Origin of the sequence: Methyloversatilis discipulorum (assembly GCF_018780585.1) — a bacterium.
GTDB classification, from domain to species: Bacteria; Pseudomonadota; Gammaproteobacteria; order Burkholderiales; family Rhodocyclaceae; genus Methyloversatilis; species Methyloversatilis discipulorum_B.
The window spans coordinates 1-19,992 of the sequence record NZ_JADMJL010000055.1 but is presented as its reverse complement, the minus strand read 5'-3'; the positions used below and the strand labels follow the sequence as shown (position 1 = coordinate 19,992).

Sequence of the window (19,992 nt, the reverse complement as noted above, 5' to 3'; positions counted from 1 at the left end):
TGAACGGACCACGAGCGGCGGCGTCGCGCAGATGCGGCCTGTAATGTCGGCAAACAACACTGTGCGGCCTTCGCATTTCCGTATTGCGCCGACCGTACATGACCACATCCCCGACCAGCCGCCGCAAGTTCATCGGCACCCTCGGCGCCGCCGCGCTTGCCGCGCCGGCCCTTCTTTCCGGCACGACCGCGCAGGCCGCCGCCGCGCCCTTCGTTCATGGCATCGCCAGCGGCGACCCGCTGGCGCGCCGCGTCATCCTGTGGACCCGCATCACCGCGCCGGGCGACGCCCAGCCGCGCGTGTTCTGGGAAGTGGCGACCGATGCCGCGTTCAGCCGTGTCGTGCGCAGCGGCCTGTTCCGCACCAATGCGACGCGCGACTTCACGGTGAAGATCGACGTCGATGGCCTGCGCCCCGACACGCGCTACCACTACCGCTTCACCTACGGCAGCCAGCGCTCGCCGGTCGGTCGCACGCGTACCTTGCCCGAGGGCGCCGTCGACCAGGTGAAGCTCGCCGTTTTTTCGTGCTCGAACTTCCCGGCCGGCTACTTCCACGCCTACGCGGAAGCGGCGCGCATGGACGACCTGCACGCGGCGCTGCATCTCGGCGACTACATCTACGAATACGGACGCGGCGGCTATGCCACCGACGACGCCGCAGCGCTCGGCCGCGAAGTGCTGCCGGCGGGCGAGTGCATCACGCTGGCCGACTACCGCACCCGTCACGCGCTGTACCGCGGTGACCCCGGCCTGCAGGCACTGACCGCCGCAGTGCCGCTGATCGCGGTCTGGGACGATCACGAGGTGTGCAACAACACCTTCGTGTCGGGCGCCGCCAATCACACGCCGGCCACCGAAGGGCCCTACGCCGACCGCCGCGCGGCGGCGCTGAAGGCCTATCACGAGTGGCTGCCGGTGCGCACGCCGGACACCGCCGACCTGCGCCGCATTTACCGCTCTTTCGACTTCGGCGATCTGCTTTCGCTGCACATGCTGGAAACCCGCCTGCTGGCGCGCACCGAACAGCTCGCCTTCGGCGATTTCGTTGGTCCCGACGGCATCGATGCCGACGCATTGCGCGCGGCGATCGGCGACGACAGCCGGCAGATGCTGGGCAGCGTGCAGCAGGCCTGGTTGGAACAGCAGATGGCCGATTCGACCGCGACCTGGCAGGTACTTGGCCAGCAGGTGCTGATGGCGCGCGCCGAAATTCCGGCTGCCATCGCGCTCGACCAGATCTCGATCTCCAACTGGATGGCGCTGAACGACAAGGCGGCGACGCGGCCCGACGCGCTTACCCGTGCCGAGCGCTACATCCTCGGCCAGCCGTCGATCCCGCGCAGCACCGACGCCTGGGGCGGCTACGAAGCGGCGCGCGAGGCGGTCTACGCCGCTGCGCGCCGGCTCGACAAGAACCTGATCGTGGTCGCCGGCGACACGCACAACGCCTGGGCGAGTGACCTGACCGACGCCGCCGGTAACCGCATCGGCGTCGAGTTCGCCACACCGGGCGTGTCCTCGCCCGGCATGGAGGTCACGCGCCGCACCGACGCGCCCGCGGTCGTTGCGCAGTGGATGGTCGACAACATTCCCGACCTCAAGTACGCCGAAACCGGTCATCGCGGTTTCATGGTGCTGACCGCCACGCGCGACGAGTGCCGCTCCACCTGGTACTTCGTCAGTACCGTCAAGTCCCGCCAGTACACGCTCAGCGAAGGCGCCACCGTGCGCACGCTGCCCGGCAGCGCCCACCGCGCGCTGTTGCCGCTCGCCTGAATCCGAACCCACCGCACCTCACGGAGAACCTCACCATGATCCACCGCACCCTCGCCACCGCTCTCGCCGTTGCCTTCGCTGCACTCGCCGCCCCGGCCCAGTCCGCCGTCAGCGTCACGCTCGAACGCGACGCTTCCGGCCTGTTCGACAGCTTCGAGTACTTCCAGGACTTCGACACGCTGGCCTCCGCCAATGGCAGCAGCAACGTCGCGTGGAGCAATGACAGCACCATCGGCGGCTGGTCGCTGTTCGACTCGGCCAAGGTCGCCAAGACCTTCTACCGTGCCGGCAACGGCAGCGACGCCGGCGGCTACTTCTACAGCTACGGCCAGAATGGCGACAGCGACCGCGCGCTCGGCGCACTCGGCTCCGGCGGCGCCTACTGGGGTTCGCCCGCCTCCAGCGCACTGTCCGGCTATGCCGCGGCCGCCTTCCGCAACGACAGCGGCGCCACCATTGAAGGCGTCAGCGTGTTCTGGGACGCCGAGCAATGGCGCGTCGGCGAAGCCAACCAGGGTAGCGACACGCTGGACTTCCGCTACGGCTTTGGCGACAGCTTTGCCAGCGTGGGCACCTGGATCAATCCGGGCAGCGCGTTCAAGTACAACTCGACGGTGACCAACGCCGGCGCGACCGCCGGCTTTGCCACCGACGGCAACGCCAATGCCGTGCTGCGCGGCGGCGACATCGCGCTCGAGTGGGAAGCCGGCCAGACGCTGTGGATTACCTGGATCGACTACAACAGCGCCGGCTTCGATCACGGTCTGGCCATCGACAACGTGTCGCTGAGCGTCGCCATCCCGGCGGTGCCGGAACCGACCTCGATCGCGCTGCTGGCCGCCGGCCTCGGCATCGTCGGCGCAGCCGCACGCCGCAAGCGCGCCTGAGCGGACGGTGGCGATGATTTCGATACGCGCTTGCCTGCTCGCCGCCGCACTCGGCGCCGCTGCGCTGCCGGCCATGGCCGACATCGCGGTGGCGCCGGACGCCAGCGGGCACTTCGTCTACGTGCAGGACTTCGACACGCTGGGCGCCACCAGCCGCGCCTTCGACTGGCGCGACAACGACACGCTGCCCGGCTGGCGCCTGCTCAACTTCGTCGAACAGCCGCTGGTGACGCCGACCTACCGCGGCGATACCGGTGACGATGCCGGCGGCAGCTTCTACAGCTACGGCCTCGAAGGCGACAGCAACCGCGCGCTCGGCGCGGTCGGCACCGGCGGCAGCTACTTCGGCACGCCTGCCTCCGGTCAGCTCGCGGGCTACATCGTCGTGTCCTTCCGCAACGCAGGTGCGCGCACCATCGACGCGGTGCGCGTCGCGTTCGAAGGCCAGCAGTGGCGGCAGGGCGCCAGCGACGACCTGAACGTGCTGGTGTTCGAGTACGGCGTCGGCGAGGAATTCGGCCATGTCGACTGGGTGCGCCCGGGCGCCGGCTTCGACTTCGAATCGCCGTCGCCGCTGATCGTGACACCGAGCGGCGCACCGGTCTTCGGCCGCGACCCGCTGGCGAAACAGGCGCTCGGCGGCATCATCACGCCGGCATGGACGGCCGGCGGCCGCCTGTGGCTGCGCTGGGCGGTGCGCAACCACTACAGCTTCGATCACGGTCTGGCGATCGACGACGTGAAAGTCGAGGTGGAGCGCTTCTGAAGATGGCTGCGCGGAGGGTCAGCGCTCGACAAGTTCTTCAGTTGTCGGGTAACCGCAGTCCCGCCGCTCGCGCAGGATATGTTCAAAGGCCGCCGCCGTGCAGGGTCGGGAGAACAGGTAGCCCTGGAGTTCGTCGCAGCCCAGCGTTTCCAGGTAGGCGCGCTGCTCGGCAGTCTCCACACCCTCCGCGACGGTGTGGAGGCCGAGCTTCTTGGCCAGCATGACGATCACCTCGACAATGATGCGGTCACTGTCGTCGCGCTCGATCTCCTTGACGAAGGCTCGATCGATCTTCAGCCGGTTGACCGGCAGTTCCTTCAGGCGGCTCAGCGAGGAGTAGCCAGTACCGAAATCGTCGATCGAGATGCCGACGCCAAGTGCGCTGAGCCGGTCCAGCGCGCTCATCGCCGCATCCGGTTGTACGATCAGCGTGCTTTCGGTGATTTCCAGATGCAGCAGCGAGGCGGGACAGCCGGTCTGCGCCATCGCACGCGCAATCGTGCGATCGAGTGCCGGTGCGCCGAACTGACGCGGCGACAGATTGACTGCAACCGGAATGTCGCCCAACCCTTGCTTCTGCCAGGCGACCGTCTGGGCGCAGGCCGTGTGCAGCACCCATTCGCCGATGGGCACGATCAGGCCGGTCTCTTCGGCAACGCCGATGAAGGCGACCGGCGGCACTGCGCCGAATTGCGGATCGCTCCACCGGATCAGCGCTTCGGCCGCGCAGACGCGGCCGCTTTGCGCATCGACGATGGGCTGGTAATGAAGCACGAATTCGCCCTCCTCCAGCGCGCGTCGCAAGCCCGCTTCAATGCGCAGCCGTTCGACCGATGCCTGCATCATGTCCGGTGAGAAGAAGGCCACCGTACTGCCACCGCCCGACTTGGCGCGGTACATCGCGGTATCCGCATGCTGCAGCAGTTGCTCGGGACTGGTGCCATCGTCGGGGAAGGCCGCGATGCCGATGCTGGCCGCCACCGACAGCCGGTGTGCCTCAATCTCGACCGGCGCGGACAGTGCATCCAGCACCTTCTGCGCGATCGGCGCGAGGTCGGTGGTGCCGAACAGATCGTTCAGCACGACGACGAATTCATCGCCACCCAGCCGCGCTACCGTATCGCCCTCGCGCACGCTCGCCTGCAGCCGAGCGGCGACGCACTGCAGCAGCTCATCGCCCCGCCGGTGACCGAGGCTGTCGTTCACCGTCTTGAAGCGGTCGAGATCCAGCAGCATCACGGCAACGCTGCGCCCGGCGCGGCGTGCGTGTATCAGCGCCTGCTCCAGGCGATCGTTCAGCAAGGTGCGGTTGGCGAGTCCGGTCAGTGGATCTATCGTGGCCTGACGTTCGAGCGCTTCGGTATTGCGGCGGATCTCGTCGCGCTGCTCGCTCAACGAGCGGCCCATCCGGTCGAGCGCGCTCATGACCACGCCGAACTCGCCGCGCGGATACGGCGCACCGATCGGTTCGTCGTAGTTGCCCTGATCCAGGCGGGCGATCGCCCGTGCCAGACGTTGTGTCTGCCGCCGCAACGCGAACTCTCCGAGCAGGACGGCGCCGCCGACCATCAAAAGGGCGAACGGAATCAGACCGTGTATTGCCTGCCGGAACTGTTCGTCCGCCACCCGCCCGAGTTCCGCCTCGGGCACGCTCAGCGCAATGCGCATGCCGGCGCCGGCACTGTGCGACAGTGGCGTCGATGCCCACAACCGCCGGCCGCCCTCTCCGCTCACGACAGCGATGCGGTTGCGCGCGTCGCCGAGCACGAAGGTCCGTTCCGCCGTGCCCGCCACCCGCTTCGCCGCCCCGTCACCGGGGTAGTCCATCACGAGGCTGCCATCTGCGTTCCACAGTTGCAGGTTCATCCTGGCGTAGGGCAGCGACGCCGCGGCGCGGCGCCCGAACTCGTCCATATTGAGCGAGGCAAGAAGGATGTATCGCAGGGTGCGGTCGGCCGAGCGGGCCGGATAGGCGATCTGCAGCACGCCCTTGCCGGTGAGCCGCCCTATGACGGGTTCGACGACGACGCCCGGAGCGTCCAGCGCGCGGCGGAAGTAAGCGCGGTCGCTCACGTTCAATGTGCGCCCGGTCCGCAGCGAATCGCAGAACATATTGCCGTCGGGCTGGATGGTGAGCAGACCGGTGTACTGCGGGTGTTCGTCCAGTACGGCGGCGAGGAAATCGGAACAGGCCGCCTTGTCGGTTCGGCCGACCTGGGCGACGCGCGACAGACCGAACAGCAGCTGCGCGGTACCGGACACCTTGTCGTCCAGTTCGCCGGCCAGCTGCGAAGCCCGCGTGCCGACTCGTTCGCGCGCCTGATCGATGGCGGCCTCGCGGCTTTCGAGCAGTGTCCAGAAAACGACCAGCAGCGGCAGCAACGACGACGCGAACACCAGCGCCAGGATGCGGGCTCGCAGGCTCAAGACGGCAACACCCCATACGGCACCGTGCGCGGTGTTGCCGATGAACAGGTCTGCATCACTCCTCCCGCGACATCGCCGTAGGCCGGGCTTTGCCGGCTGGATGACCGTTGCGGATTCTACAGACCGCCGACAGCGCGCAGTGAGGCGCCGGTCACGGGCCGGCGAGCGCGAGGAATGCTGGCTGAGGTGCGGTTCAGACCTTCTTCACGAACTCCGACTTCAGCTGCATCGCGCCGAAGCCGTCGATGCGGCAGTCGATGTCGTGGTCACCCTCGACCAGGCGGATGGACTTCACCTTGGTGCCCACCTTCAGCACCGACGACGAGCCCTTCACCTTCAGGTCCTTGATCAGCGTGACGCTGTCGCCGTCGGTCAGCACGTTGCCGTAGGCGTCCTTCACGACGCGCGCCTGATCGGTGGCTTCGGCGGCCCGCTGCGGCCACTCGTGCGCGCATTCCGGACAGACGTACATGCTGCCGTCCTCGTAGGTGTATTCGGAACTGCACTGCGGACATTTCGGAAGTGAACTCACGGCCTACCCATTCATGATCGGTTTATCGCCCGCGGACTGCGGGGGCCGTCATTGTGCACTGCCGTTGCGTCGGAGCCGTTGCGCCAGCGCAAACCGGCCGGTCGCGCTCAGCCGCCACGCACCATCGTCATGATCTGCGCGGCGTCCAGGCCGGTTGCACGCTGGCGCATCTGCGGCAGGTAGTCGGCCTGCAGTTTCTTCGCCGGTTCCAGCATCTGCTGGAAGCCCTGTTGCAGCGCCGCTGCGCTCATCTGCCGGCCGCCGGCGTAATAGCGTTTGGCGATGTGACCGAGCGCGTAGGTGCTGGCGAACGAGAAGGCCATGCCGGTGGCGGCGCGGCCGAGACCGCCGACGGTCTTGCCGGCCATCTTGCCGAGCAGGCCGCCCAGCAGCTTGCGGCCGAACTGCTCCAGGTATTGCGAGGTGAGGCCAACGCCGACCGTGGCGAGGAATTCCTTGATGTGCCCTTGATCGAGTTCGTAGCCGTGCGCGCGGCCGATGCGATAGACCATCTTGATCTGCAGCGGAATGATGGCGACCGAGGCCCAGGTCTGCGGCAGCAGTTCGAGCGCGCCGTTGAGGATGGCGTAATTCAGGATGGTCTTGTCGAGTTCGGCGTCCGACGGCGCCGGCTGCGCGGCAGCGAGCGTTGTGGAGGCAGCGATCGTGGCGGGTGCGTACGCGTCGAGGTCGGCCAGCGCGTCGGCCTTGCTTTCGGCGTCGGCCACCTGCGCGTCGCCGTCGAGACAGAGCTGACGCTTCAGGTCGGCGAGGAAGGCGCGTTCGGTGTCGCACTGGCGACCGTCGGCGTCGCAGATGCACAGCGCCATTTCGTAGGCGAACTGGCGCTGGCCGAGGTCTTCCAGCGCCGAGGTCGCGTCGCGCAAGGTCACCCGCTTGAGCAGCACGTCCTGGTAGAGACGCGGCAGGTCGGGCGCCTGCGTGCCGAGCGAGTCGGCAAAACGGCGTACGTGGTCGCGCTCGCGGTCGTCCTTGACGCCGTCGGCGAAGGCGGCGAACAGGGCAATGGTGAGCAGGGCGTTGTCGGGATTCATCGGCACTCCGTCGGTTGGCGGCAATGCTGCTCCGATCCGGCGCCGCGCATGCAGTTCCGCCGTCGGCCGTTGAGGCAAACCCCGCTTACAAAGCCGCCTCCAGTGTGCGCACCGGCACGCCCATGTCGCGCCACTTGTCCGGATGACAGGTGAACAGCAGCACCTGGTGACGCTGCGCGGCGTCGAACAGCACGCGCTTCATGCGCTCCAGCCGCGCGTCGTCGCTGTGCACCAGCGCGTCGTCGAGGATGAGCAGCGTCGGCTTGCCGGCTTCCTTCAGCAGATCGGCATAGGCGAGGCGGGCGATCACGCCCATCTGTTCGCGCGCGCCGAAGCTCAGTGCGTCGACCTCGCCGCTTTCGCTGCCGCCGGCGCTGTCGCGCGTCAGCGGGCCGGGGCTCAGGCTGTCGTCGAGCGTGATGCGCGCACCCGGGAAGAGCAGGCCGAGGTAATGGTTCAGATGTGCCTGCAGCGGCGCCTGCAGCCGCTGCGTCAACGCGTGTCGCTTGTCGCGAAGCTTGCGCAGTAGCAGGTCGAGCGCGCCGGCCCGCCGCGCCAGCTGGCCGGCGCGGCGCTCGGCGGCGGCGTGGTCGCGCGCCAGCGCGGCGCGGCGTTCGTCCAGGCCCTGTGCGCCGGCCGCCTGCAGTTCGACTTCGAGCACGGTGAGCGCGTCGCGCCGCTGCGCGAAGCTGCGCTCGATCTGCTCGGCGCTGCGCGTGTAGCGCTCGACGTCCTGCGCCAGTGCCTGCGGGCGGGCGGCGTCGAGCTGGCGCGCGAGTTCGTCGATGCGCAGCGCGGCCGCTTCCTGCTGCGCCAGTGCGTCCGTCAGCGCGATGCGGGTGTCGGCCAGTTGCTGCGCGCGCGCCGGGTCGTCGAGCCGGGCTCGGGCTGCGATCAGTTCGCGTTGCGCAGCGTCCAGCGCTGCCTGCGCCGCGGTGCAGCCATTGCGCGCGTCGGCCAGGCGACGCGTTGCCTCGGCCAGCGCGCGACGCGCGGTGTCTTCGGCCGCCTCGGCCTCGGCGACCGGCGGCAGCGCGTCGTCGCCTTCTTCCGCCTGCGCCGTCAGTCGCTGCCTCAGTTCGGCCGCACGGCCGGCGAGCGCGGCGCCTTCGGCGCGCAGCGCATCGACGCCCTGTGGCGCCAGCGCTTTCAGCGTCGCCTGCGCCGCCTTCAGGTCGGACAGCTTGTGCGCGTGCTGCTGCTGTCGTGCCTCGGCGGCGTCGAGCGAGGCGAGGCCGAGCCGGGCCAGCGCACTGGCGTGGCGGTCCTGCAGTTCGGCCGCTTCGCGCGCCAGCGCGGCGAGGTCGCCGCCGCCCGGTTCGATGCGCAGCCGGCCGTAGCCGGGCAGCGTCAGCGTGGTGGCGTCGAGCAGCAGGCGCTCGCCGTCGCCGCTGAGCACGGCGTCGCCGATGCGCAGTTCGCGTCCGGCTTCGAGTGCGAAGCGCAGCCGGGTGGCGATCGCCGTGCGCCGGATGTCCAGTTCGCGCAGCTGCCGCGCCTGATCGCGCAGTGCGTTCAGATCGCCGGCCCTGATTTCGAGGGCCGCCACTTCGGCCTGCAGGGCAAGCTGGCGCGCCTGTTCGGCTTCGGCCTGCGCCAGCGTGGCGGCCAGCGTTTCGCCCTTGTGGCGGAGTTCGTCCAGATCGCGCACCAGCGCGCGCCGGTTGTCGCGTGCGCGCGCCAGCGCCAGCGTACGGCGGGCAGCGTCGTGTTGCGTCTGCGCATCGCGTTCGCGCTGCTGCCAGGGCGCGGCGAGCGCGAGTGCGTCGTCGAGCGCGCGCTGCGCGGTTGTCACGGCCTCGGCACGCGACTGTGCGTCGCTCGCCTCGGCCGCCCAGCGGTCGAGCTGCTGGCGCAACAGATCGGCCCGCTCGGCCAGCGAGTGCGCCGAGCGCTTCTCGACGAGCAGCCGTTCCTGCAGCGACTGCGCCTCGCGCAGTGCCGTGGCGGCGGCGGCGGCACGTGCGCGCAAGTCCTCCCACGGCCGTTGTGCGGCGTCGGCGTCGTGCTCGCGGCGCAGTTGCGCCAGCCGGTCCACCTTCTGGCGGAAGGCGAGCAGATCGTCGTCCACTTTCGCCAGCGCTTCGCGCAGCGACTGCTCGGCCTGCAGTGCCTCGGCATAGGCGCCGCGCGGACGGTCGGAGGACGGCGTCAGCAATTCGTTGCGCAGCCGTTCCACCTCGTTCGTCACGTCGTCGCCGTCGCCGCCGGCGATCTCGCCGAGCGACGCGTTCAGCGCCGTGCGCAGGTGATCGGTGGCATGCGTGACGGCAGCGCGGATGTCCTGCGCGCTGCCCTGTTCCATCCACAGCAGGCCGGGAATGCCCCAGTGCTCGGCCTTGCTCGACCCTTTGGCGGCGAAGGCGAAGCCGAGCTGTTCGGCGATGAAGTCCTCGGCCTCGGTGCCGTCCAGCGTGCGCGTGCCGAACTGCAGCGTGCAGCGCTTCTTGCCGAGGAAGCGCTTGCTCAGGCGGCAGGGCGTGCCGTCGAGTTCGAAATCGAGTTCGACTTCGGGCGCGGCACTGGCGTCGCCCCACGGGCGCAGATGCTCGACCGTACCGGAGCGGTGGCGCTCGAAGAAGGCGGCGCGCAGCGCGGCGACCAGCGTGCTCTTGCCGGCTTCGTTGGGACCGGCGAACAGATTGAGTCCGGGGTCGAAGTCGCGCAGTTCGAAGGGCTGGCGGAAGCGGCGGAACTGGTCGACGCGCAGGCGGCTGATCTTCATCGCGCCACTCCCGCGCGGCGCGTATCGAGCAGGCCGGCCAGCAGTACCAGCGCGTCGCGCGCGGTGTCGCCGTCGGCGCCATCCTGCGCGGCGCGCAGATCGGCGATCACCTCGCCCAGATAGCCTTCGGCGGCCAGCCGCTCGAGGTCGTCGGCGGTCGGTTCGATGCGCACGCGGTCGAGCTCGGCCAGCACCGCGCGCGCACGGCCGCGCGCCTGCGTGATCGCATCGCCGATGCGCTTCAGACCGTCGAGGTCGGTGCGTCCGTCGATGTCGAGCTGCAGCACGTCGTCCGCTGCGAGCGCGCCGAGCAGTGCGCACAGCGCATCGACGTCGCTCGCCACCTGCAGCGTCGCGGTCTCGCTGCGCCAGCGGTAGTGGCCGGTATCCACCGGCGTCACCCGTGGCACTGCGCCTGGCGCATCGATGTCGACGATGAGCGCGCGGCCGGAATCGTTGTTGCGGAAGCGGTCGGTTTCCGGCGTGCCGCTGTACCAGCAGCGCGCATCGACCTGACGGCAGCCGTGCCAGTCGCCGAGCGCGAGATAGTCCAGCCGCGCCTGGACGGCGCGGTCAGCGGCAATCGGGTTGGCCGAATCGATGCCTTCGGCCAGCAGGCCCTGCACCGCCCCGTGCGCGATGCCAATGCGGAACGCAGCGGCCGGCGTTTCGGCAGCGGCGAACCAGTCGGTCAGGTCGTTATAGGTGTGGCGCTGGGTCAGCGGCGCCGGCAGCACGACGGCGTTCAGTCCGTCGAACTGCAGCGGCTCGGGGCGCAGGCACAGGTGCACGTTGTCGGGCACCGCATTGAGGCGCTGCGCGCGTGTCCACACCGACTCGCTGAGCGCGGCGTCGTGATTGCCCGGAATCATGGCCCACGGACCGGCGTAACCGCGCATTGCGTTGAACAGCCGCAGCACCGTCTTGTCGGCGATGCCCTGGGCGTCGAACACGTCGCCGGCGACCAGCACCAGATCGACGCGCTGCTCGGTCGCCAGCGCCGCCAGCCGCTCAACCGCTGTGATGCGGGCTTCGGCCAGCAGCGCCGCCTCGTCGGCGTCGAATTGTCCGTACTGTCGGCCGATCTGCCAGTCGGCGGTGTGGAGAAGTCTGAGCACAGGTGTGGGCGGGGCATCGCGGGGCGCATACCTTGCGTCGGCGACGCTGGCCCTGTCAATCGCTGCCGGGCGCGGGCGGGCGGTATTCTTCGGCAGCGGGAAAAGTTGTGCGCACCGCCGTCATCCGGGACGTGTATCTTTAGCGCACCGGATCGCCGATTCCTGCGGCGGCCGGCGGGCACGCACCGCTGCGTGCGCCCATCCACCGCTCACCCGGAAGGCCCGTACCATGAGCGCTACCCTCCTTGCCGAGGCGGACGTCGAAGCCCGCCTGCTCGCATCCCCGCCGTCGGAGTACATGTCGCCGGAGCAACTCGCCTTCTTCCGGCAGCGATTGCTCGCCGAGCGCGACGCGCTGCTGCAGTCTGCGCACGAAACGACGCAGCACCTGCACGAGTTCGAGCGCACGCCCGACCCGTCGGACCGCGCGTCGCTGGAGGAGGATCATTCGCTGGAATTGCGCGTTCGCGATCGCGAACGCAAGCACCTGCACACGATAGACGAGGCGCTGGCGCGCATCGACGACGGCAGTTACGGCTGGTGCGAATTCACCGGTGAGCCGATCGGGCTCGCCCGGCTGCTGGCGCGGCCGACCGCAACGATGTCGGTCGAGGCGCAGGAACTGCACGAAAAGCGCCGCAAGATGCGCGGACGCTGACCGCGCAGCAGGGACTCAATGCGTGCGGCGTACCGGTGCGGACGCTGCGCCACGGCCTTCGATGTGACGGAAAGTGATGCGCCCCTTGCTGAAGTCGTAGGGCGACATTTCCAGCGACACCTTGTCGCCGGCGATGATGCGGATGTGGTGCTTGCGCATCTTGCCGCAGGTGTAGGCGACCACCATGTGGCCGTTCTCCAGCGTGACGCGGTAGCGCGAATCGGGCAGGACTTCCGTCACTACGCCGTTCATGTCGATCAGTTCTTCCTTGGCCATTGCGGCTCTCCCGGGGTGGGCGTGAAAAGTGGACGCCGGGCCGCAGGCGCGCGGGCCGTGGAACGTCAGCAGGACTGACTGCGGGATCGCTTTGGGATGCGACTGGATTCGGGTCGCCGACGACGGGGTCTGCGCGAGAAGGAAACCGGAAAACTGCAGTGACGACGCGGCCGGAATCGGTGAAAACCGTGCGGCGCCGGCCGACACTATGCACCGAAAACGGGCTTTCTGTCGGTATATCTGCGGAAGGCGATCACAATGAGGGCCGTTTCATGCCGCCGAATCCGATGATAGAACCCATCCTGCTCGTCGCCGCGCGCATCTGCACGTTCGATGGCGCACGCGCGCTCACCAACGCCAGCGGCTTCTTCTTCGAACGCGACGGGCGGCTCTATCTGGTCACCAGCCGCCACGTGCTGGTCGATCAGCCAAGCCGTCACTTTCCCGACCGCATCGAAATCGAACTGCACATCGACGCCGCCAACATGGCGCGCTCCACCGGCTTCTCGATCCCGCTCTATCGCAACGGCAAGAGCCTGTGGCGCCAGGGCGCCGACCGTGCCGGTGCCATCGACGTCGCGCTGATCGAACTGGATCGCGCCGCGCTGCCGCCGACCGCCGTCTGGCGCGCCTTCACGCCAGCTCACCTGTCGGCCGACCTCGACCGCATCGAAGTCGGCAGCTCGCTGCTGGTGGTCGGTTTCCCGCTCGGCTTCCACGACACGCTGCACCACATGCCGGTGGTGCGTCAGGCCGGCATCGCCTCGTCTTTCGGCCTGCGCTTCCAGGGCGAAGGCTACTTCCTGACCGACGCCCGCACCCACCGCGGCATCAGCGGCGCACCGGTCGTCATGCGCGTGCCCGACGACCCTGCCACGTTGGGCGACCTGCCGTGGATGCTGCTCGGCGTGCACTCGGCACGGCTCGACGTCGGTACGCGCGACCTCAAGATGGACGAGGCGCTGGGGCTGAACTGCGCCTGGTATGCGGACATCCTGATGACGCTGACCCAGCCCGCCTGAGGGCAGGACAGCTCGATGGGGCTACGCAACCGCGCGGGCCTTCACCTCGTCGAGTATGCGCACCAGTTCGGTCACCCGCGCAGGCGGAAACACCCCCAGCGGCCCCTGCGCGTGCAGGTCGGTAAAGGGCGACTGGAACAGCCGGTCCGATTCCATCACGCCGGCCTGAGTCAGTTCGCTGATGACCAGATCGATGAATTCGATCTGCGCCGGCGTGACAGTCGTGCCCTGGATGAAGTCCCCGAACGCCAGCATCGCCGCTTCGCGGTCCAGTCCGACCAGGGAGCGGATGAACAGGCCGAGGCCCTGGCATTTGCTCACCGCCGCGTCGATCAGCGGCCGGGTGCCGCCGGCCTCGACCAGCATGCGCTCCAGTTCCTGCAGATCGGCCGGCGTCAGCGCCTGATTGCGGCGCAGCCGCTGCAGCGACACGTGCGACGCGTGCGCCTTCAGGAACTGGCGCGCCTTGTCCTTGAAGCGGTTCATGTCTAGGCCCGCGGTCACCTGTGGCAGATCCACCGTCACCGCCTCGCCCAGTTCGTCCTCGAAGTCGGTGTAGACGACCTTCTTCTGGCCCCTGGGGATGAGTTTCACCAGCGCACGCAGCCGGCGTCGCGCTGTCTCCAGCATGCCCACGGTCACGTCCTGCCACCATTCCTCGCCGGCCACCGCCTGGATCAGCACCATTTCCGCCTTGATCGCCGGAATGGCCGGCTGCTCCTCCAGCGCGCCGGCGATCGACTGCATCCGTTCGCGCAGCGCCGTGAATTCCGGCAGCGCCTGCAGCACTGCGAGCTGCGTGCGCAGCGCGAGCAGATCGAAACGCTTGGCGTCCTCGTCGTCGTCGCTCAGTGCCGACGGCAGGTCCGCCACTTCGCGCCGCAGTGCGTCGAGCGCATCGGCGTCGAGGCGCTGCCAGGCCTGCGGCTGGGAGTAGGTTTCGACGATACGACGGCGCGGTCTCACGACAAAATTGTCGACATTCATCGCCGCCACCTTCGCGTGCAGCATGCTGGCGATCTCGTCGCGCAGCTGCGTTTCGTTCGGGTCGTCGCCGAAGGACGCCCGCGCTTCCTGCACGGTTTCGCGCTGCCGGCGATCCAGCTCACCGATCATGTCCAGCCGCGCGCGGAACAGTCGTGTGCCCAGCGCCTCGCCCAGCGCACCGTCGCTGGTCGCCGGGTTCTGGCTGAAGAATTCGAGGTTCTGGCAGAAATCGAACACAAGGAAATTTTTCTTGTGCTCGCCCGGCCCGAACAGATCGGGGCACAGCCGGGTGCCGCGCCCCAGCATCTGCCAGAACTTGGTTTTCGAGCGCACCACCTTGAAGAACACCAGGTTCACGACCTCGGGCACGTCGACGCCGGTGTCCAGCATGTCCACCGATACCGCGATGTGCGGCATGCGGGCAGGCGCCGAGAAATCGTCGATCAGGCTCTGTGCGTACTCGGTGCGGTAGGTCACGACGCGCGCGAAGTGGCCGGCGTACTGCGGGTAGTTCGCGTCGAAGCGGCGGGCAATGAAATCGGCGTGGTCGTTGTTCTTCGCGAACACGATGGTCTTGCCCAAACGGTCGCCGCCGGCCACCTTCTGGCCGTGCGTCATCAGCAGCGCGAGCGCCTTGTCCACCGTGTCCTCGTTGAACAGCCAGCGGTTCAGTTCGGCCGGATCGACTTCGGTCGGCACCGTGCCTTCGTCATTCCACTCCTGCGCGTCCCACTGTTCCTTTTCGTCTTCGCTCAGGTCGTCGTAGCGTATGCCGTCACGCATGAAGCGCAGCGGCACCGACACCGCGACCGGCGGCACCAGATGGCCGTCGGCCACCGCCTCGTCGAGGCCGTAGGCGTCGGTCGGCACGCCGGTTTCCAACTCGAACAGTCCGTAGGTATTGCGGTCGATCTCGTCCTTCGGCGTCGCCGTCAGGCCCACCAGCAGCGCATCGAAGTAGTCGAAGATGGCGCGGTACTTCTGGTACACCGAGCGGTGCGCCTCGTCGATCACGATCAGATCGAAATGGCCGACGCCGAAGCGGCGCTGTCCGTCGTGGGCCTCGTCGATCAGACCCATCATGGTCGGATAAGTCGACACGAACACCCGCCCTTCGGCGTGCCGGTCGGTCACCAGATTCACCGGCGCCGCGTCCGGCAGATGTGTCTTGAACGCCTTCACCGCCTGGTTCACCAGCGCCACCCGGTCGGCCAGGAAAAGCACGCGCTTCACCCAGTTGCTGCGCATCAGCACGTCGATGAGCGCGATCACCGTACGCGTCTTGCCCGAGCCGGTCGCCATCACCAGCAGGGCGCGGCGCTGGCGGTCTGCTTCGAAGTGCTCGCCCACCCGCCGCACCGCGCGGGTCTGGTAGTAGCGCTCGATGATGCGGCCATCGATGGTGGTCTCCGCAAGCGGCCGGCGACTTGTCCGGCGCTGCACCATCAGTTCGAGTTCTGCCTTCTTGTAGAAACCCTGCACCGGGCGCGGCGGGTCGTTCAGGTCGTCCCAGATCCAGTGTTCGTAGCCATTGGAATAGAAAATGACCGGTCGTTGGCCGAACTTCGCCTGCAGGCAATCTGCATACAGCTTGGCCTGCTGCTGGCCGACCGCGGGATTGCGTGTGGTGCGCTTGGCTTCGATCAGCGCCAGCGGTCTGCCGTCGTCGCCCCACAGCACGTAATCGACATAGCCCTTGCCTTCGCCATTGGGCATGCCCTCGACTTCGGCCTCGAAGTTCTTCGTGTCGAGCTGCCAGCCGGCCTCCTTCAGCAGCAGGTCGATGAAGGCGCTGCGCGTTTCGGCTTCGGAGTAATCGTGCGTGTCCGGCTCTGCGCTGTTCGCCTTCTTCGCCGCCGCAATGGCCTCGCGCAGCGCCTGCAGTTCCTCGTTCAGCGCGCTGTTCTCGGCCCGCGCCTGCGCCAGCGCCTCGTCGCTCGCCTTCAGCTTCGCTTCCAGCGCCTGCAGCTGGGCCGGCGTCTGCGGCGCCACGTTCGCCGGTCGCGGCAGCAGAGCCGCGGAAAAAGTCAGATCCGGTGCCGGCCGCTGCTGGCGCCCGTAGGTGCGGGCGAGCCAGTACGTGAAATGGAACAGCTCGCGCGTCGTGGTGAGCGCTTCCGACGCTTCGATCCGCCGCGCATCGTGCACCGCGCGATTGCCCAGATCCTTGATCAGCCGCGCCTTCGTGAACAGCGCGTCGCCGACCGCGGTGCGGAAGGTCGGTTCGTGTATCCACGCGCTCAGGTTGTCCTGATAAGGCTGCTTCAGGCTCCGGTCGTGCCGGTACAGCCAGGCCACCGCGATTTCGAGCGCGCGCCGCGCGTAGAAGCAGGACACCCGCGCGTCGCCGTGCGCATCGCCCTCGGCCTTGCTTGCCGCTTCGAACAGCAGCGGCCATTCGGCCTGCAGGAACAGGAACTGGCTCATCCATCCTCCCACGTCGCACCTTCGGCGCGTTCGCTCGCATCGGTCTTTGGCGGCTCATCCAGTCCGGCGTTGATCAGCGCCACATAGTCGCGGTAGGCGAACACCCGGCCGCGCCGTCTTTCGGTCAGTTCGCTCACCACGCCCAGCTTTTCCAGCAGCACCAGCGTCTTGTTCACGGTGGCCGCACTCAGGCCGGTCGCCTTGCCCAGCGCCGCCGCCGACGTGACCGGCTGGCGCTGCAGTGCGCTGTGCAGCGCCAGCCCGGAGGCCGCCGCGCGGCCCAGCGTGGCGATGCGGTCGCGGTCGGTGCTCACCAGGGCCAGCAGCGCCTGCGCGGTGCGTACCGCCTGACTGGCGCTGGCTTCTACGCCCTCGGCGAAGAAATCCAGCCAGCGTTCCCAGTCGCCGTCGGTGCGCACGCCATTCAGCAGATCGTAATAGAGCGCCCGGTGCGTCTTGAAGAACAGGCTGGGGTAGAGCAGCGGTTCGCGCAGCAGGCCGTCGGCCAGCAACTGCAGCACGATGAGCAGGCGGCCGATGCGGCCATTGCCGTCGAGAAAGGGGTGGATGGTTTCGAACTGCACGTGGGCCAGCCCAGCCTTCACCAGCGCTGGCGTGGCTTCGGGCAGGTCGTGCAGGAAGCGCTCGAAATCGTGCAGGCAGCCGGCCAGCGCGTCGGCCGGCGGCGGCACGAACAGCGCATTGCCCGGCCGCGTGCCGCCCAGCCACACCTGCGACCGGCGGAATTCGCCCGGCGTCTTGCCGGCGCCGCGCGGGTGGTCCAGCAGCACCGCGTGCATTTCGCGCAGCAGCCGCAGGCTCAGCGGAAAGCCCTCGCGCAGCCGCCGCACGCCGTGCGCCAGCGCCGCCACACAGCGGCTCACCTCCTGCGCGTCTTCGATGGGCACGCCCGGCTGCTCGTCGATCTCGTACAGCAGCAGGTCGGCCAGCGAAGACTGCGTACCTTCGATCTGCGACGACAGCACCGCCTCCTTGCGCACGAAGCTGTACAGCAGCAGTTCGGCATTCGGCAGCAGCGCCGACACGGCATCGAGGCGGCCCAGCGCCAGCAGCGCGCGGTCGAAGCGACTTCGCAGCGTCGCCGTCCATTCCAGCGGCGGCACCGGCGGCAGCGGCGCCGGCACGAAAGCCCGGAAGGGCTCGCCCTGCGTGGACACCGTGACGGTTTGGCCGGGAGGCGGACGACGCATGGGCGGTGGGGAAGCTAAAACAAGGCGATGGATTATTTTAGATTAGGGTTGAAAAATAAAACAAGACAACGTCCTTGATGTTCGAGCACCTAGCCTCCCGCAGCCTGAAGGACGAACTCGTTCATCCGCTGCGCCAGCGCTTCACGCCGAACCTGCAGGAAATCGCGATATCGCCCGATCGCCCACAGTGCCGCGTCGGTCGGCACACACTGACTGGTCAGCGCCGCCTCGCCCTGTCGCGTCACCACGTCGGCCAGATAGTCGCTCGCATCCTTGTTGCTGATGCGCCGGTTGGTCTGGCCGGTGATGAAAGCCATGTTGGCGATCTCGTTGATCTCGCCGGTTTCATAGCCCTGAGCCTTGAGCAGCGACTTCGGAATGATGTGATGCCACTGGATGAAGTGCAGCCGCCCTTGGTGGGTCAGCGACAGGCCCAGTCCGCTGTACCAGTCCTTGGCGCCAGATGCCTTGAGCGCCAGATAGGCCAGCGAGAACAGCGGGCTGTTCACTCCGCGGTTTGCTAGATCACCCGGTTCCACATGCAGGCGGCCGAACTGCCGTTTCACCGGCTCCATCAGTGCGCCGATGCCACCACCACGAAACACGATGGCCAGATCTTCGTTCAGCAGCGTTTCGGTCGACCCGCGCGAAAAACGGCCTTTCGCATTGGCCACCAGCAGCCAGTGCAGCAACTGATGGCGTTCGTCCGCGGTCAGCCGGTTGTCCTTGATCCGGCTCACCGCCGCCAGCACATGAACGAACATCGGCGAGGACAACAGGCTTTCGTCCTCGATGCCCGCATTCGTTCGCAGGAAGTTGATCGCGAAGCGCAGTCCCTCTTGGGCCTGCTGCCAGCCGGCCTTGAGCACTTCCACCGGCGTCGCCGCCACGCTACGGAACAAACACTGCTGCGTCGAAAAGACAACGATGGCGCGTACCAGCTGGCCCAGCTCGAGCGTGAAACCACCCTGCTCGCACTCTTCCTGAAAGGTCTCGAGCTCCTTCAGCAGATTCGGCCAGCGCGAGGTCATCTGGGCCAGCGCCAGATCGGACGAGCGCAGCTTGGCGCCCAGCGAATTCACGCGCACGAAGATTTCGGTCACTTCTTCGTAGCTCATCGCGCGTTCCAGCACATGCACCACGTACGGGTAGTCCTTGATGGCACGCAGTTTCTTGAGGCGCTGCGAATATGGCTCCAGCCGCGGATCATCGAGCGAACTGATGCCGGCCTTCTTCAGTATTTCGGTGTCGCTGGCGGTACGGAACACCTCGCTCACCGACACCCAGTTCGGCCGCTGCGACAGCGCCTTGCTCGCCACCACGAAAGTGCGGCGGCTCAGCTTCTCCTGCAGCCCCTGTTCCCCCTCGTCCGCGTCTTCGTCCTCATCCGCCAGCTCGTCGTCGGCGGCGGTCGGCGCGTCTTCGTCGCTGGCGATCTCCACCACATCGGTGGGCGGGCCGTCCGGATGTTCCAGATTGAACAGGATGTCGATTGGCCGCTTGCGCCCGCGCACCGACACCGGCGCACCGCCCAGCACCGCCGTCAGCGACGTCAGCCGCTGCTGCCCGTCGAGCAGCAGCTTTCGGCCGGCGAAGGCGGTGCTGTCCTGCGCGATCGCAAAGTCGCGGGTGGGCACCGCCTCGTCGGTTTCCCACATCAGGATGGACCCGCTCGGATAGCCGCGGTACAGCGAATCGAGCAGATCGCGCACCCGCGTGGCCCGCCACACGTAATGCCGCTGGATCTCCGGCAGGCGCAGTTCGCCGCGCTTGTACATGTCCACCAGTGTGCCGATTGGAATGTTCTGCTGCTGCATGAAACAGCTCCTCAAAGTTCGCCGCGGAAGGCGCGTTGCTGCAGCGATCCAAATAGATGATCAAGTTCATCCTTGTTTGCACGAGTCTTTGTGTGCTGCGCTTCAAGCAACTTGGCAATGGCCGCAAATCGCCTTTGCCGTTCTATTGGAGGCAGATGAACTTGAAGTGCCTTCAGCGCAACAATCTTCAGTTCTGCAAATGTGGTGCCGGAAGCAATTTTCGAATAGCTCTTGGCGAACAAGAGTTTTAAGGAAACACTGATTTAACCCCGTCCCCGTAGAATGCCCAAGTCATCCCGATACGCT

At 67.7% G+C, this 19,992-nt stretch carries 15 protein-coding genes; 5 read left to right on the top strand and 10 right to left on the bottom strand.

Features of this window, described 5'->3' with window-relative positions; genetic code table 11:
* The first annotated feature begins 98 nt into the window (after positions 1-98).
* The 3 genes from IV112_RS19415 to IV112_RS19405 are packed head-to-tail and all read left to right on the top strand — an operon-like array spanning position 99 to position 3,431.
* Positions 99-1,778 carry an alkaline phosphatase D family protein gene (locus tag IV112_RS19415; protein ID WP_304006422.1) on the top strand — a complete coding sequence of 560 codons (1,680 nt, stop codon included), beginning with the start codon at positions 99-101 and terminating at the stop codon, positions 1,776-1,778.
* Between the two features lie 35 nt (positions 1,779-1,813).
* The gene (locus IV112_RS19410) at positions 1,814-2,665 is read left to right on the top strand and encodes a PEP-CTERM sorting domain-containing protein (RefSeq protein WP_304006419.1); all 852 of its coding nucleotides are present in this window, start codon (positions 1,814-1,816) and stop codon (positions 2,663-2,665) included.
* Positions 2,666-2,678: 13 nt separating this feature from the next.
* Entirely contained in the window at positions 2,679-3,431 is a 753-nt protein-coding gene (locus IV112_RS19405; RefSeq protein WP_304006416.1) for a hypothetical protein, read from the top strand.
* 18 nt (positions 3,432-3,449) lie between these two features.
* Here the strand turns inward: IV112_RS19405 and IV112_RS19400 are convergent, their stop codons facing one another.
* From IV112_RS19400 to IV112_RS19380, 5 genes are all read right to left on the bottom strand, one after another.
* Entirely contained in the window at positions 3,450-5,858 is a 2,409-nt protein-coding gene (locus tag IV112_RS19400; protein ID WP_304006414.1) for a putative bifunctional diguanylate cyclase/phosphodiesterase, read from the bottom strand.
* Between the two features lie 193 nt (positions 5,859-6,051).
* The gene (locus IV112_RS19395; RefSeq protein ID WP_304006411.1) at positions 6,052-6,390 is read right to left on the bottom strand and encodes a zinc ribbon domain-containing protein YjdM; all 339 of its coding nucleotides are present in this window, start codon (positions 6,388-6,390) and stop codon (positions 6,052-6,054) included.
* 107 nt (positions 6,391-6,497) lie between these two features.
* Positions 6,498-7,445 (bottom strand): YcjF family protein, encoded by a 948-nt coding sequence (locus IV112_RS19390; protein WP_304006408.1) that lies wholly within the window; start codon positions 7,443-7,445, stop codon positions 6,498-6,500.
* Positions 7,446-7,530: 85 nt separating this feature from the next.
* Complete coding sequence (locus IV112_RS19385; RefSeq protein ID WP_304006405.1) at positions 7,531-10,170, bottom strand: AAA family ATPase; 2,640 nt, start codon at positions 10,168-10,170, stop codon at positions 7,531-7,533.
* Positions 10,167-11,288 carry a metallophosphoesterase family protein gene (locus IV112_RS19380; RefSeq protein ID WP_304006403.1) on the bottom strand — a complete coding sequence of 374 codons (1,122 nt, stop codon included), beginning with the start codon at positions 11,286-11,288 and terminating at the stop codon, positions 10,167-10,169. The genes IV112_RS19385 and IV112_RS19380 overlap by 4 nt, the downstream gene beginning before the upstream one ends.
* Positions 11,289-11,517: 229 nt before the next feature.
* Between IV112_RS19380 and dksA the strand changes: the two genes are divergently transcribed.
* Entirely contained in the window at positions 11,518-11,946 is a 429-nt protein-coding gene (gene dksA / locus IV112_RS19375) for an RNA polymerase-binding protein DksA (RefSeq protein ID WP_425763493.1), read from the top strand.
* A 15-nt stretch (positions 11,947-11,961) separates the two neighbouring features.
* Here the strand turns inward: dksA and infA are convergent, their stop codons facing one another.
* Positions 11,962-12,222, bottom strand: coding sequence for a translation initiation factor IF-1 (infA, locus tag IV112_RS19370; RefSeq protein WP_020163009.1), 261 nt, complete (start codon positions 12,220-12,222; stop codon positions 11,962-11,964).
* Positions 12,223-12,494: 272 nt separating this feature from the next.
* On the opposite strand from infA, the gene IV112_RS19365 reads away from it, so the two are divergent.
* Entirely contained in the window at positions 12,495-13,244 is a 750-nt protein-coding gene (locus tag IV112_RS19365) for a serine protease (RefSeq protein WP_304006397.1), read from the top strand.
* A 21-nt stretch (positions 13,245-13,265) separates the two neighbouring features.
* Here IV112_RS19365 and IV112_RS19360 read toward each other — a convergent pair whose 3' ends face one another.
* From IV112_RS19360 to IV112_RS19345, 4 genes are all read right to left on the bottom strand, one after another.
* A complete protein-coding gene (locus tag IV112_RS19360) occupies positions 13,266-16,658 on the bottom strand; it encodes a DEAD/DEAH box helicase family protein (protein ID WP_304006394.1) in 3,393 nt (1,130 codons plus the stop codon).
* Positions 16,655-17,869 (bottom strand): Fic family protein, encoded by a 1,215-nt coding sequence (locus tag IV112_RS19355; protein ID WP_304006391.1) that lies wholly within the window; start codon positions 17,867-17,869, stop codon positions 16,655-16,657. Before IV112_RS19355 ends, IV112_RS19360 begins: the two co-directional genes overlap by 4 nt.
* Positions 17,870-17,958: 89 nt before the next feature.
* A complete protein-coding gene (locus IV112_RS19350) occupies positions 17,959-19,686 on the bottom strand; it encodes a DUF262 domain-containing protein (protein WP_304006388.1) in 1,728 nt (575 codons plus the stop codon).
* 11 nt (positions 19,687-19,697) lie between these two features.
* Entirely contained in the window at positions 19,698-19,928 is a 231-nt protein-coding gene (locus tag IV112_RS19345) for a hypothetical protein (protein WP_304006386.1), read from the bottom strand.
* Positions 19,929-19,992: the final 64 nt, after the last annotated feature.